The organism is Pseudomonas sp. YQ_5 (genome assembly GCF_043103305.1).
Lineage (GTDB): Bacteria > Pseudomonadota > Gammaproteobacteria > Pseudomonadales > Pseudomonadaceae > Aquipseudomonas > Aquipseudomonas putida_Y.
The window spans coordinates 207,626-221,320 of sequence record NZ_JBICJS010000096.1; the positions used below are offsets into that span (position 1 = coordinate 207,626).

Annotated in this window: 11 protein-coding genes and 1 pseudogene; 5 read left to right on the forward strand and 7 right to left on the reverse strand. The window is 53.4% G+C overall.

The genetic code is table 11. The features are described from left to right. Positions 1 to 69 precede the first annotated feature (69 nt). Positions 70 to 1,269, forward strand: a complete 1,200-nt coding sequence (locus ACF8EA_RS22710) for a HEPN-associated N-terminal domain-containing protein (RefSeq protein ID WP_392523322.1) — start codon at positions 70 to 72, stop codon at positions 1,267 to 1,269. A 219-nt stretch (positions 1,270 to 1,488) separates the two neighbouring features. Here ACF8EA_RS22710 and ACF8EA_RS22715 read toward each other — a convergent pair whose 3' ends face one another. From ACF8EA_RS22715 to ACF8EA_RS22725, 3 genes are all read right to left on the reverse strand, one after another. Beyond that, positions 1,489 to 2,472: a hypothetical protein gene (locus tag ACF8EA_RS22715; protein WP_135192875.1), complete on the reverse strand. Its 984-nt coding sequence runs from the start codon at positions 2,470 to 2,472 to the stop codon at positions 1,489 to 1,491. Between the two features lie 83 nt (positions 2,473 to 2,555). Further along, entirely contained in the window at positions 2,556 to 3,674 is a 1,119-nt protein-coding gene (locus ACF8EA_RS22720; protein WP_135192874.1) for an XRE family transcriptional regulator, read from the reverse strand. Then, on the reverse strand, positions 3,667 to 4,287 hold the full coding sequence (locus tag ACF8EA_RS22725) for a hypothetical protein (RefSeq protein WP_135192873.1): 621 nt from the start codon (positions 4,285 to 4,287) through the stop codon (positions 3,667 to 3,669). The genes ACF8EA_RS22720 and ACF8EA_RS22725 overlap by 8 nt, the downstream gene beginning before the upstream one ends. A 184-nt stretch (positions 4,288 to 4,471) precedes the next feature. Between ACF8EA_RS22725 and ACF8EA_RS22730 the strand changes: the two genes are divergently transcribed. Then, on the forward strand, positions 4,472 to 5,518 hold the full coding sequence (locus ACF8EA_RS22730; RefSeq protein WP_392523307.1) for a DUF4062 domain-containing protein: 1,047 nt from the start codon (positions 4,472 to 4,474) through the stop codon (positions 5,516 to 5,518). A 44-nt stretch (positions 5,519 to 5,562) separates the two neighbouring features. Here the strand turns inward: ACF8EA_RS22730 and ACF8EA_RS22735 are convergent, their stop codons facing one another. From ACF8EA_RS22735 to ACF8EA_RS22745, 3 genes are all read right to left on the reverse strand, one after another. Further along, positions 5,563 to 5,943: a hypothetical protein gene (locus ACF8EA_RS22735; protein ID WP_135192871.1), complete on the reverse strand. Its 381-nt coding sequence runs from the start codon at positions 5,941 to 5,943 to the stop codon at positions 5,563 to 5,565. A gap of 190 nt (positions 5,944 to 6,133) precedes the next feature. Beyond that, entirely contained in the window at positions 6,134 to 7,306 is a 1,173-nt protein-coding gene (locus tag ACF8EA_RS22740) for a phospholipase D family protein (RefSeq protein ID WP_135192870.1), read from the reverse strand. 524 nt (positions 7,307 to 7,830) lie between these two features. Next, complete coding sequence (locus ACF8EA_RS22745; RefSeq protein ID WP_135192869.1) at positions 7,831 to 9,027, reverse strand: IS256 family transposase; 1,197 nt, start codon at positions 9,025 to 9,027, stop codon at positions 7,831 to 7,833. A gap of 134 nt (positions 9,028 to 9,161) precedes the next feature. Here ACF8EA_RS22745 and ACF8EA_RS22750 point away from each other — a divergent pair, with 134 nt between their 5' ends. Beyond that, positions 9,162 to 9,986, forward strand: a complete 825-nt coding sequence (locus ACF8EA_RS22750) for a pentapeptide repeat-containing protein (protein ID WP_392523308.1) — start codon at positions 9,162 to 9,164, stop codon at positions 9,984 to 9,986. Between the two features lie 1,157 nt (positions 9,987 to 11,143). Here the strand turns inward: ACF8EA_RS22750 and ACF8EA_RS22755 are convergent. Then, positions 11,144 to 11,336: pseudogene (locus ACF8EA_RS22755) on the reverse strand (hypothetical protein). Between the two features lie 268 nt (positions 11,337 to 11,604). Between ACF8EA_RS22755 and ACF8EA_RS22760 the strand changes: the two are divergent. Together ACF8EA_RS22760 and ACF8EA_RS22765 are read left to right on the forward strand one after the other, a co-directional pair. Next, a complete protein-coding gene (locus ACF8EA_RS22760) occupies positions 11,605 to 12,099 on the forward strand; it encodes an SMI1/KNR4 family protein (RefSeq protein WP_135192865.1) in 495 nt (164 codons plus the stop codon). Positions 12,100 to 12,140: 41 nt separating this feature from the next. Continuing rightward, complete coding sequence (locus tag ACF8EA_RS22765) at positions 12,141 to 13,694, forward strand: hypothetical protein (protein ID WP_135192864.1); 1,554 nt, start codon at positions 12,141 to 12,143, stop codon at positions 13,692 to 13,694. Position 13,695 lies beyond the last annotated feature (1 nt).

A 13,695-nucleotide genomic window follows, 5' to 3' on the forward strand; every position in this document is an offset into this window, starting at 1 on the left:
GATCCTGCATTGTTTTGAGAATGAGGAGGCCGGCGTATGGGTGGCGTCAAGAGGATGATGGAAGAGGACATGGATCGGGGCTTCTCGCGAGTTGAGGACACGTTCGTATGCTTACGCTGCGTCGAGGATGAAGCTTTAAAAGCTTTCGTCAGGAAAAACTCGGTGCGAGGAAACTGTAGCTATTGCGATCAAAGCCGACGTGTCACTGACATGAACGACGTCATTGAGCATGTCGTTACCAGCTTCTCATTAGAGTGGGGCGACGCTGCTAACGAGGGACTCGCCTACGAAACCCGGGAAGGAGGATGGCAGGGGCGGGTTTACAGTACGTGGGAGCTTCTATACAACTACGGCCCCGAGTGCTCGGAAGAGGTGTTGAATACTCTCGCTGGATCCATATACGATGTGGCGTGGTGCGAGCGGGATCCCTATTCATTACCAATAGATCGAACTCTGGTTTACGGTTGGCAGAGCTTCAGTAACTTCATCATTCATACCGCACGATTTGTATTTTACAAAGCTGTGAACACCTCGTATGCGGCTGACCAGCACGATGAGATGAACCCGGTCGACATTCTTGAAACGCTGGGGAGCGTTGCCAAAAAGCTCGAACTGATAGGAACAGTACCAGCAGGACAGCCGATCTTCCGCGTTCGTATCGTCGATCCTGAAACTCAACTCACCCGATCGAGTGAGCTTGGGCCCCCACCGGCGGCTCATGCCAACATGCCGAACCGGATGAGCCCCGTTGGCATCCCCATGTTTTACGGTGCGTTCGATCAAGAAACCGCTATTCGTGAAACCTACGATCCAGGATGTGAAACCCTGAAGAAGGCTGCGACTGGAGAGTTTGTGCCTATCAGAGATCTACGGATTGTTGACCTATCCCGCTCGTTTTTTGTACCGAGTCTGTTCGATCCTGCACTGCAGACACTCAGGCCATACTTCCGCTTCATGCGAGACTTCATTGAGGATTTCACCAAACCGATTGAGCGAAGCGATCGTGCCCATGCTGAATACGTTCCGACTCAGGTCGTCACCGAGTATTTTCGGCACGTTTACCGCACCGATGATGATCATCAAATTGATGGGATCATCTACCCGAGCTCCAAGACTGGAGCCAAGGCGATTGTCATTTTTGCAGATGCCTCGGGATGTATCGATGTTGACGATCCACCCAATGATCGCGCGCTTTTGCGGCTGAACAGGGCATTCGACGTTGACCTGTCCGGGATCGCCGCGGCCTATGATGACGATGAAATTTTCTGACTAGCTCCTCAGTCCCGGTTTTTTCCAAGGCATCTGCCCCTCGGTCTGGGGCAGAGTGCCTATGCCGCCTAATCCTAAACGTTAGCGAAGGTAGCTGGCCTGGCCGGCGGACAGAGACAAACCGACTGAAAACTAGACCAGCCTCAGCGCAGCTATACGCTTATGCAGGCGTAGAATAAAACCATCTCCAGTCTCCAATTTGTTGCCGGCAAAGAGAACTCAGTTGAAGGCCTTGATGCCTCGCGGCAATAGGAATTCTGCAACAAAGTGCTGAATGAACAGTCCTCGCTGGACTTCAATAGGTAAGCCTTCTTCAAATTCGAAGTCGCGCAATTCCTGAGAGTAATTAGGCAGTAGCGTCAGGCACCGATTTAAGAGCTCTCTTTTGTCTAGGGCACGAAATGGGTTTGATACGATGAAGCCGAAGCTGTCCGACAAGCTCCAGTGATTGGAAATGTTCGATTTCGATGAGTAGTCCTTGTGCCGGTGATACAGATTGGTCAGGTATACCGCGTCGACCCGCGAGTAGGCGGCCTGTGGTGTGAACGACTCTTGTGTGAACAAGCCTTCAGCGCCAATCAGGTAGTGATACCACTTTTGCATATCCTGAGGTGTATCGCAGCAGACAGCGAGTATGTTCACTGCGTCGTCGGTAGGAGTTGAGCTGAATTTTTGATGGGCGCTTTCTAGGTAGTCCTTCATTTTGTTATCCATGTTTTGCTGGACAACAAGGGGCTTACCATCCTCGGGCGTCTCGAAAATTGGCGCAAGTTGATCGCGCAGCGTTAGAAAATCGGGATGGCGTCCGAGAAAGCTAATTTTGAATGCATCCTGTCCATCGATAGCTTGCGCTTTAGTGTAGTCAGCGCATTTGACTTCAATATTGTATGTCACGCCCTCCACGCCAAATGAACAGTCTACATCCTTAGGAGGATTGAGGGCTGGCTCATACTTAAAGGTATCGGGATATGCAGCAGCAAAGTGTCCGCAAACCGTAAGTTCACACGCCGTCTGAAGATACTGCTTCTCGGAGAACGACTGTGGATTCGGTCTCAATTTGGACTCGCGAAGGTTCCTAAGCTTTTTAGTAGAAAGGAACGGCGTCAGTTTTTCCAAAAGTTGGTGCAGATCGTTCTGATACGCGACGGATGCTTCAGAGTCGTTGAAGTATGCATTATGAGGCGAAGATTGCTGGTCGTTCATGGGGCTCTGCCGGTAAAAGGTCTATTCTAGGCGCGCTGCTAGATGATCAAGTAAATTTGCGCTCAGGTGGAGATGGCTCCGAATCACCCTTGTGATTCGCCAGTCCTTATCAGCCTTAAAGGGGGCATAGGTACCTTAAGCATGAATTGGGCCTCGACCATCTGACTCGTCAGCCCCGCCCCTGCAAGAACCCGGCTCCATGTCGAGAAATCCAGTAGATCGATTGCGCGCTGAACAAGCAGAGGAGACTCCATAGGAATGAGCTCATCGAACTCTTCATGCTTGGTAAACCCTTTCCGCGCGAGGTAGGTAAATCCGCTCTTGGCTTGATCTGCGGTAAGCAGATCCAAAGCCCGGGCGCGATAAATTAGCGCCTTGAAGCTGACCTTCCAGCGAAGCTTCAGCTCTTTCAATGCTGGCCAGTTCAGATACTTGCCCCGCATTGCCGGAAACTCCGCGGCGAAGCTCGCCCTCGGCATAAGGAGGGCGCTGGCAAACTGGTTGGCTTGCTCTTCTGTTTCACGGCAACCAGTCTCTATACCTTGGTGCATAACCAGATGACCGAGCTCGTGAGCCAGATCGAAGCGCTGCCGTCCAGGGTTTACTTTTGAGGTGTTGCGGACGATCAATGGACGTTTGTTGAATAGCGAGAATGCGTCAATGCGATCGTCTGCGTCAGCCAGGTTAACGACGAGCACACCTATTTTTTCCGCCAGCTTGGTAACGCTCGAGAGTGGGCCTAGGCCAATGCCTTGCTCTCTTCTGAAACGCTCGGCAACCTGCTCAATTTTCCCGGCACCGGTAACCGGTTCCTCAATCACGTGAAAATCAACCGCGGGGAACGCTACCTCTTTGTCCAACTCATCAACGAGAAGCTCAAACATTTCTACCTGAGCTGCGATGGTTTTCTTCAGCGTCTGTGTCGAGGTGCGCACACTGCGGAAGTTACATTGCTCAAGCTCAACACCACTCTTGCGGGGGGCAAAGAAAAAGCTTTCTTTGACGTTCAGGATTTCGCAGAGCTGCTTCAACTGTCCTGGGTTGGGAATTGAGTTGATCTCGAGCTTGTGTGCGTATTGCCTAGTCACTCCAAGGAGCTCGCCGATTTCAGCAAGGGAGCGCCCCGAGGCGCACCTCGCGAGGCGGAGCTTGTCGGGTGAGAACTCATCACCCAGAGGCAGGAGGCCTGTTGTGTCATTCATCTTTCAGGTCAGCGTCTTTCGTTTCTTTCTGCCCAGCGTCCTTGTCGCGACGAACTGGTAGAGAATCATCAATTTCAACAACAGGGGAGAGCTCAGTGGTGCGGACAGAAACCAGAGGTTCGTAATTGTGTGTCCACTTGCTGATGACATTGCGGTTGGTGTCGAAGCCCAAGACAGATACGGTCAGCGTTGGGCCATCTGGGTTCCTATCGCTGTCAACATACAACCGCCAGGTAACGTTCCCGTCAGTGGCCGGCCCAAGCAAACTGTCGTGGTAAAGCTCTACGACGTTCTTCTCCAAGCGATAACCTTTCTTACGTGTGTCCGGGTCATCCGTCACCACCTGCATCAAAATCCCATCAATGCTGATCGTGTAATCCAACGTGTTGTTGACGAGCTTGAACCAAGGGAGGTCACCCTGACGATGTAAACGCTTAAACCGACCATGGATGCGACCGTAAGGAAAAATCCCTTTCGTCCAGTTGGTGTCATCTTCAGTGGATGTAGCCTCAAGAGCTTTGTAAGCAGCATCCAAAAGGTTGTTGCAGACGACATCAAGATGGGCGCGGCTGAGCTTCGGCTCGAGCTCACTTGGATGCTGATATTCAGGCATGCATTTCTCCGAAAAGCGTGCAAATAATCTGTAGTGTCAACCAGGATTTTTGTGCATAATTCTAAGAATGTCAACCTTTGGCGTTCCGGGGATTGAGTGTTCAGTTGCCATGCCGCATTGGGGCGCGCTACGGCCGCTCAGGCGCATATGAGCTTGGCGAATCTTGGGGTGATTGGGGGTTTTTATGAACGTGTTCATCAGCTCTGTCGTGCGTAATTTTGAGAGCTATCGTGCCGCTGCCAAGAAGGCTGCCTTACTGCTCGGGCATGTGCCAGTCATGTGTGAGGACTTTGGTGCTTGGCCGTATTCCTCTCAGGAAGCCTGCATGACTGAAGTAGAGCAGGCGGATGTGGTGGTGCTTGTCTTGGGTGCTGATTTCGGATTCAAAACTGAATCTGGGGAGTCGGTGACGCAGCAGGAGTTCCGGCGCGCTCGAGCCACTGGCAAACCGATCCTGGCATTCCTGCATGACGTTGCGGTGGAAGGGCCACAGCAGGAGTTTCGATGGGAAGTATCGGATTACGTCGACGGACTCTTCCGTGCTACATTTACCAATGAGCACGAGCTATCTGATTGTGTCGTCCGGGCTCTGAATCAGCTAAGTACGAGCCGCAGTGCCGGCAGTGAGGCGGAGTTTGCGCAGAGGCTGCAGATTCGCAACGCAAACGGACGATGGGGCGGCAGAGATCACGAAACCCGACTTGAGCTGGCTTTCCTGCCTCAGCCGGCTAATCCGGGTAGCTTGCGCTCCATCCACTCTGAACACGAATCCTATTTCTTAAAGTTTTGCCAAGCTGGACTAAGCACCCTCAAATCTGGCTATGAGGATTTCGATAGGGATGAACTCACAGGAATTGACGCTCCTGGTCTGGTCTGGCGGCATCACGACAGTGGCCTGTCTTGGTTGTCGATGACTCTCACAAACCCAGCGCGTTCGTCTAACCACTTCGACGGGTACTACGTATCGCCAACCCAAGTGAGGCGCTTGGCGGAAGCTGCGCATGTCATCCTTTGCCAAGGCCGAGGAGGGTGGTTTCAGCTGTCTCTGCATGGCGTGTCATACAAAGTTTTTGCAGAGCCGCCTGCGGTTGCGACAGGGCATTTCACTATGTCGCACCGCTCAGAGCAGGAGCTGCAGGAGCGTCGGCTGCTCATTCCGGCGACTCCTGCAGCTTATGGGCGATGGCTAGACGACGTGATGTTTAAGTTCAAGCGTAAGCTTTCGTCCTAGCACTCATCCGCGCTTGGCGTTGGTCTGTCAAGCGCAGTTCGCGCCTAGCCGGGCGAAACGTGCAATGCCATCCCGTGTTCCGCCACCTCCTCGAGCTTGAAAAACCGGCCAGCCACTTTCAGGGCGGGGAAGACAATACATGCGGCGTAGGGCTCACTGTATTGGGTAGTTAGTCCTTGAACGTCGAACACGATTTGACCTGGTGGGAACCCCAGGTTTTGGGCTTGCTCAAGGTTATGAAGTGCACCCTCCTGTTCCCCATTAGCCTCAGCGACTTCAATGACCTTCTGGCGGAGCGTGGCCACGTCGCTGTCAGTCACTTCTGTGAAAAACTGCTGCCTGCGATGCTTTCCGTAGCCAAAGCCTGCGGAGTTTGCAGAGCCAATCCGATTTAACGCAATGCATGCAACAGTAACAAGCTCCATCTCTTTCCTCATACGGTTTGCCGGTGCAGCTTTTACACATAGATCAGAAAGTCGAGTCACGCCAAGATTGCTCAATTGCCTGCCGGCACCCTAGATGCATCGTCATCCTCAATCCGTATCAGCGTCGTGTTTTGGATTCACGAATCTTAAGGGTCTACCGCTCGAGGAAGAATTTTCTAAACGGTTCTATTCACAGTGCTGCGTGAGGATTGCGCTCCCTCCAGATAACGGCATCGAGTTCAGCCAGATTTTTAGCGGGATAGGTTTTGGCCCGACTCAGCGCGATGCGGAGCAATCGCGCCGATCGGATGTAGTTGGCTCCCTGGCTTGCACCTCTCACCCTGTCAGCGCCTGTTGCTAGCAGCCAATCGCGGATTGGGGAATTGAGGACGAAGTAACGTTTTGGGAAAAATTGGCAGAGCATCTCAGAGAATAGAGCTCCACGTGTGCTGACCCCAGCGCTGGCAAGATGATCAATTTCTACCCTGACAACCCTATCCCGCGATATCTCTTTGGCATTGAGCACTTTTACTAAGCTTATGGCCAGCTGCTGGAAATTACTGCTCCTTCCCTGACGCTCCCAGCCGGCACCTTGGAAACGATTTTGATGGTCATAACACCAGAGACTGTTGAGCTGGGCATAGAATTTTGCATCGTCGCTCGCCTTCCAATTTTTTTTATCTGCTGCTGCCCTGAACGCTGCCTCCAGTTCGGAGCGGAATTTGGCGAACTGCCGCATTTGCCCTCGTCGTCGAGCCAGCACTTGGTCGAGCCTTGAAAGGGATTTGGGATTAGGTAGCTCTAGCTCGAACACCGCCCCATCGTCATCCCCATCCTGCCGCCCCGGTCGCTTAGGTTTACTTGGCTGCTTTGCTTCCTGATAGCCCGCAAGCCAGTTCGAATCGAGTGTCGCGCAATTGTTTGCGAGATTCTCAATCCATTTCTCAGCCGCTCGGAACGTTGTCTTCGAAATACGCGAATATCCGTTGGCCTCGTGGTTGGATGAAAACGCAGCTTTGGAGAGATTGGATGAGCCAACGAGTGCATAGCATGATCCATTCACCTCCTGCCAAAAAACCGCCTTCGGGTGAAAGCCCACAATACCTTCTGCAACGAGGAACTCCTCGTGCCATTTTTCAGGAAGCCATTTGAGCACCTGCTTGCAAGCCGCTATCCGAGTGATGCCAAAGTCCTTGCCGACGATGAAAGTAAAGGTCTCGCACTGCCTCCCTAAATCTTCTTCGATGTCCCAATGGGTGAGGTAGGCGCTGACTATGTACAGATGGGTTGAGTTGCGGAAAGCGCGACGGTAGATGTCCGCAAGCTCTGTTTTCGAGCGCTGAGGGAGCAGCAGTAAATCCATTCGGTGGCATCCATGCAGAGAAAAGTAGCGGCAGAATTAGCCCAGATGACTTGGAAGTGGTGCCACTCCCAGCGAAGTCTAGTGCTAGTAAATGGTACAGCTGCACAGGCAGCAAAATTGCCGTCCAGGGATGCTGTCATATGGCTATCAATGCTTGCGTATGCCCCCAGCTTTTGCAAGCTTTCGAGCCCGCTACGTTAAGGGTGAGCAGAAAAGGGCGGCTGTCACGTGCGTGGCACATTGTGCGCGTTGCTGGCAATGATTCCAGCACGTCCAAACTGGTTTTGAGTGACTGACTCCCGACTTGACGTGGTCTCGAATTTTTCTCACTATTGAGCCCACGCCATTGACGGTGGCGTTCAGCCCTAGCTAGGTAAAGCCCCTGCACCGTCGTTTCATCCTCCTCCTTTGTCACCTTGATTGGTCAACAAATACTAGGGCTTAGAGTTGATCGTGAGAGGCTAGGCGATCGTGTCCCAGGAAGTGGTGTAACTCATCATGGCTCTGGCCACTGAGTTTGCCGTTTAGTTGATCACGGCCGACAGCTTGGCCTGTGGATTATCGCTGACTGCCTCAAAGGCCTCCAACTGCATGTAACGCCGTTGCAGGCACCACTCGTCGTTCTGCTCCAGCAGCATCGCGCCTACCAGACGCGTAATGGCCGGATCGTTGGGGAAAATCCCCACGACATCGGTGCGGCGTTTGATTTCAGCGTTGAGCCGCTCAAGCGGGTTGGTGCTGTGCAACTGCTGTCGATGAGCCTTGGGAAACGCCATGTGCGCCAGCACTTCATCCTCGCAACCATCCATGAGCGCCGCGATCTTGGGGTATTTTTCGCGTAGCTGATCAGCCACCAAACGCCATTGCTGATGGCATTCGGCACGGCTGTCCTGGGCGAAGACCGTGCGCAGCAGCGCCGCTACCATGGTGCGCTGGCCCTTGCCGACATGGGCCATGGCGTTGCGCATGAAGTGCACGCGACAGCGCTGCCAGGTCGCATTGAAGACCTTGGACACAGCTGCTTTCAGGCCTTCGTGGGCGTGGGAGATGACCAGCTTCACGCCCCGCAAGCCACGTCGCATGAGGCTGCGCAGGAAGTCTGTCCAGAACGGCTCGGCCTCCGATGGCCCAACCCGCATGCCCAGGACTTCGCGGCCACCGTCAGTGTTCACGGCCACGGCGATTATTACGGCGACCGAGACGATGCGCCCGGCCTCCCGCACCTTGACGTAGGTGGCATCGATCCAGAGGTAGGGCCAGTCACCTTCAAGTGGCCGATCAAGAAACGCATGAACGCGTTCATCAATCTCGCCTGCCAGCCGTGACACCTGGCTTTTGGAAATGCCGGTCATGCCCATGGCCTTCACCAGCTCATCTACTGAACGCGTTGAAACGCCTTGAATGTAGGCCTCCTGGATGACCGCCGCCATGGCCTTCTCGGCGGTGCGTCGAGGTTCGAGGAAGCCCGGAAAGTAGCTGCCTTGGCGCAACTTGGGTATCTTCAGGTCGACGTCGCCGGCACGGGTTTGCCACAGGCGGTCACGGTAGCCATTGCGGCTGTTTGTCCGGTCTGGGCTTTTGACATCGAAGCCGGCACCGCACAGGCCTTCGACATCGAACTCCATCATGCGCTGGGCAACGAACTGGATCATTTGCTTGAGCAGATCAGTGTCTGCCCCTTTCTCAACCAACTCGGTCAATGCGATAGTGGGCTTGGTCATCGTGGTTTCTCTGGTGAAGGTTAAGTCCGCAAACTCAACGTTAGCCAAGAACCACGATGACCATCCTCTTTCGCCCGCAGGGCGCCTTCGGCTGGTTCAGTTACACCACTTCCCGGGACACGATCGGCTAGGCAATGAAAACTACTCATACCCCATCGCTTGCTGCGTTCAAATCCGACGCAGTGGCGCTGCGCAATGATTTCCGAAACGGTTGTCCTGAAGCGATTGAGAGAATTGCTGCTGCTGGAATGCGTGGCCCAGGTGCCAAGCTCGCCACCTGGCTCCGTGTGATTGCTAACGAGTACGGTCTGAAATACGAAGATATCGTTTCCGTTGACCGGATGATCTCGACGTATGCCCAGCACAGCTACTCAGCGGGGCGCTGGGTAGAGCCCTATCAGGGAGCGTTCCGTCGAGCTCGCTTTTTGCTGCAGTTTGACGCGCTTGTGGAGTGCCTTCGTGACCAGGTTCCGTTAGCTGTAGCTGCCGACAAGAGGGGAGTAGACTTCAGTGGGTTTCATTTCAGTCTGTTGTTGTTCAGCAGGATCGATCGTGTAGTTGATCGGCTGAGCCTCCCCGATTTCAGTGGTCTGCAGGCTCCTGGAAGCTTGGTGCATTATCACTGGCTGCAAGATGTCACGAAGCTGAGCCGCTCAAATTTCAGCAACGCTAAATTCTACACGATCACTGCCGACCCACTGGTTCAACCTGGTGCTTACGGCTGGGAGGCAGACTTCAGCTATGCAGACCTTAGAGGTGCAGACTTTCGTGGGGCTTACCTGAGACGAGCTCGATTTGTAGGCGCTAAGGTGGATGGTGCTGACTTCCGCAATGCGAACATTAACGAGTGCATGTTCACAGGGGCTCAGGGAGTCTATGTGGGCGGAAACGTTAAGAATCGAAATTGGGATGTAGGCCCGAGAGGGCCTGTTTTTGATCCCTTTGAAAGCGACGATTAAACCCAACAATGAAGGCTTTTCCATTATGAGAGCTGTTTTTCATGCTGGTCTTAATCATAAGTTTAGACGGATCTACCCGATAGCATGGACATCTGATGCGATACCGATGCTATTGGGGTAATTGCATGGATGTTAAAACACCAGAATCCGCAGAGCTTATACGGGAAGCTTTCGTTTCTTGTCAGGGGGCTTGATGCCTTGGATCCAGGCGCCTCAGGAATGCGTCGGAATTGCGATGGTCATGAGTCAGGTGTAAGTCGAAAGCAGTGTTCGCAAGAAGTCTTGCCGACGGTGCACGCTACTGAGGATTTTGTAGTCGCGTTCTCCGTCTTGGCAGAGATGACCCGCTTCGACTAGGCCGATAATGTAACCCTCAGCCTTCCCCCGAGCCTCGCGCAGGTCTTGCTCTGTCGAGCTTCTGTGGATGTCGTCAACCAGACGTTTCCAGCGCTCGGCTTGGCGTTTGCCGGCAGGGTCGGAGGAGAAAGTAGGAGCGTGAAGCAGTGACTCGTAATAACCGGGCGCAGCTAGCGTGCTCAAGCGGGATGCTCCAGAGATTGAACTTGAGGCAAGGGTATCATGCGTACACTCAATCGCCTGTTACTGGCCCGTCAGGGGCAGGCTGCTCGCATCTAGGCGCTGCAAGCTGAGCATTGAGTTGTGGCGTCTGGCAGGGCACATGCTGGCAGTTTGCGGAGGTGTGGTAGGAAGGTCACGCAAGCAGGTGAACATGACATAGCCATCGACGTGGTTTGCGATGTTTGCGGTGTGTCTACATGGGATGGCGCAGGTGAGCCTCAGTACGGAACGATGCATGCGTCATGGGGCAATGGCTCAGCGCACTGCGGCCAAGAGTACGAGCTTCACCTCTGCGAACGCTGTTTTTTCTCTCAAATAGCTGAGATGAAGAGGGCGCGTTGGCTTGCTGTGATGTTCGATCAGGAAGGCGACACGATTTTAGGTGATGACGCCTACGGTCGGATCAGAACACCTACCCCAGATGGTGGTTGCGAGAATACCTGACCGTTTGCCCGATCGTTTTAGGTCAAACTATGGAAAACCAATAATTATTGTTCAGACATAATTCTCGTAATTCTGAGCCCGTTGCCATGCTAGGTATCAGTTTTTGGGTATTTCACGGCTGCATGTCGCTATTGCTATGTGCTAGCTGAAAATTTGACCTTTTCATTGTCTGAGAGGTGCCGCACGTAATCGCTCGGGCTCTTACTTTTCGATGATGCCCCAGATGATATCGCGCTTGCCGCGGGGCAGCTTCTTGACGACATTCTTGCGGGTTCTGCGGATCCCTGTATCGGTGCCATGGATACGATGTGCGAGCAGAAGCACCAGGAGTGCATGCTACATCGTCATGCGATCACCTGGGTCTTAGCGTTCGATTCAATCGGACTGTATGGCTTTAGCACTCCACGGAGGTCGACCGTGGTTGTGGCTTGTGTGATGTGGCACCTGCTTGCAGGAGCGACCGTGCAGAAGGTCGTCTGCCGCGAGCTACTAGTTCCCTAATTCAAGCCTGTAGAGGCTCAGCCGATAAAAGCTGCAGACCACAGCAGTAAGGCTGTCACTGCTGTGAAAATTTCTGACTCTCGAGGAATTTCCTATGGCCCACGCATGGCACCTGTTCGAGGCGTCGTTGCAAGCGCACAACCCAGCAATTTTGGCCGACCTGAATCCACCTGCGACGAGTAAAGATCTTCAACGATTGCAAAGTGAGCTGGGCGTCAGCTTGCCTGAAGATTTCCTCGATGCCCTGCGTGGGCACGATGGTCAGATGGGAAACAGCGAGCCGCTGCTAGGTGCTTATCAATGGCTCTCCAGTGCGCGGGTCTTGGATGCCTGGGCCTTCTGGAAAAAACAGTCCGAAAGTTCAGGGTTCGATAACAGCGGGGCTGAAGCAGACCCGGGTGTGCAGGACGATTGGTGGAACATTGGATGGATTCCATTCGCTACCAATGGGAGTGGCGACTATCTGTGCCTCGATCTTAGGCCTACTGCTGGAGGCAAATTCGGGCAGGTGATTTCGGTATGGCACGATGACGGCGCGCGCTGTGTAGTCAGTGAAAGCTTCTCGGCCTGGTTCGCTCAGTTTTTCTGAAAGACTCTCTGCTCACCCACTACGTTATTCAAGGAATAGGTATGGAACCGACCCTTACCGAATTGAAGGAACAGAGACTCCAGAAGTTGTTCAGCGATTGTCAGCAACAGGTCATTGCTCAAATCATTGGGCCATTCGGCCTGTCTACCGCTATGTTCGATGATCGCAATGGCGGCAATGTTACCACCGTACATAACTTCGAAAACGCCAGTGCCGATTATGTGGCGGAAAAAGACCAGAACACCTACGCCGCTTCCCGCGAGCGGTACGACCGCAGCAAGCTCAAGGACATCAAGCAGAGTGTCAAGGATAGGTTGAAGGCAGCAGGAGTAGACGGTTATACCGGTAAGCAGGTCGATCCTGTAAATCTTGAGGCCGATCATGTGACGGCCTTGAAGAAAATTTATGGCGATCGCAAGAACCATCTGGCTTACAACACAGGTGAGGGCTTGGATCGTCTTAGCGATGTGGCCAACAACACCGAAAACCTGGTCGCCACGCATCGGGATGTGAACAACCCCAAGCGAGCTAAAGACATCCTTGAGTTTGCTGATGAGGTAGTCGATGGCAAGACCCAGGCCGAACGTCTGGAGCTCGATTCGGAGCGGATGAGGGCGGCAAAGGAACGTTCTGAGGATTTCCTTGAGCGCACTGCGAACCGTGCGATCAGAGTCAAGCAAACCGGTGAACTCCTCAAGACAGGCGCAAACCAAGCAGCCCAGATGGGGATGCGCCAAGCTTTGGGTGTGCTGCTCAATGAGTTAGTGAGTGGGTTGTTCAATGAGATCAAAGCTCTGATCAAGCATGGGGTAGAGCAAGGAAAAACCTTGTTCGAAGAAATCCGCCAGCGCTTGGCTAGCGTGGCAGTGCGGGTGCTAAAGAAAATTCCCGATGCAGTCTCCCAGATGTTCCAAGGGGGCATCAGCGGCTTTATGAGCAATTTGCTGACCTTTGTGCTCAACGAATTTCTGTCCACCGCCAAGCGCTTCGTCACTGTCATTCGTGAGGGTCTGATCGGTTTATTCAAGGCCTTCAAGATGATCCTCTTTCCACCCGCGCATCTGACGCCCGATCAAGCGCTGCAGGAGGGTTTGAAGCTCCTGAGTACGGTGGTGATCTCATCGGTGGGCATCCTGCTTCAGGAGACTGTGAAAACGTTCATCTCAAGCATGGCGTTTCTGCTACCTGTGGCAGATATCTTATCGTCGGCGTTGATAGGAACCTTGAGCGGTTTGTTGTCGGCGTTTCTTGCCTATCAAATCGACTGCATGTTCGATCGCTATCGTCATGGCTACGACGAGAGATTCTTGGATGAACTTATCGCTGACTCTCGGCGCCGGGAGGAGTTCGCGCAAGGCTTGGTTGAGCTGTCTGAGAGCTCACTGCGCAATGTGAGCGCTTTCAACCGGTCGATCATGCTCTACCAAGATATCGGACAGACGTTAGCGGATTCGGGGCGAATGGCGGATTCGACCTTGGCCAGCCTCGAGCAAACTGTATCCCAGACACGCGAACAGGTGGCTAAAAGCGTGGCGATGATCGAGTACATCGAATCGAGCCAACGAGACATCGAAGATTTTCTGGAATCGCTTTGAT

Coding starts and splice junctions, on each gene's coding strand:
- ACF8EA_RS22765 (WP_135192864.1), top strand. CDS start 12,141: ATGGAACCGACCCTTACCGAATTGAAGGAACAGAGACTCCAGAAGTTG.
- ACF8EA_RS22745 (WP_135192869.1), bottom strand. CDS start 9,027: ATGACCAAGCCCACTATCGCATTGACCGAGTTGGTTGAGAAAGGGGCA.
- ACF8EA_RS22750 (WP_392523308.1), top strand. CDS start 9,162: ATGAAAACTACTCATACCCCATCGCTTGCTGCGTTCAAATCCGACGCA.
- ACF8EA_RS22715 (WP_135192875.1), bottom strand. CDS start 2,472: ATGAACGACCAGCAATCTTCGCCTCATAATGCATACTTCAACGACTCT.
- ACF8EA_RS22730 (WP_392523307.1), top strand. CDS start 4,472: ATGAACGTGTTCATCAGCTCTGTCGTGCGTAATTTTGAGAGCTATCGT.
- ACF8EA_RS22710 (WP_392523322.1), top strand. CDS start 70: ATGGATCGGGGCTTCTCGCGAGTTGAGGACACGTTCGTATGCTTACGC.
- ACF8EA_RS22740 (WP_135192870.1), bottom strand. CDS start 7,306: ATGGATTTACTGCTGCTCCCTCAGCGCTCGAAAACAGAGCTTGCGGAC.
- ACF8EA_RS22725 (WP_135192873.1), bottom strand. CDS start 4,287: ATGCCTGAATATCAGCATCCAAGTGAGCTCGAGCCGAAGCTCAGCCGC.
- ACF8EA_RS22735 (WP_135192871.1), bottom strand. CDS start 5,943: ATGGAGCTTGTTACTGTTGCATGCATTGCGTTAAATCGGATTGGCTCT.
- ACF8EA_RS22760 (WP_135192865.1), top strand. CDS start 11,605: ATGGCCCACGCATGGCACCTGTTCGAGGCGTCGTTGCAAGCGCACAAC.
- ACF8EA_RS22720 (WP_135192874.1), bottom strand. CDS start 3,674: ATGAATGACACAACAGGCCTCCTGCCTCTGGGTGATGAGTTCTCACCC.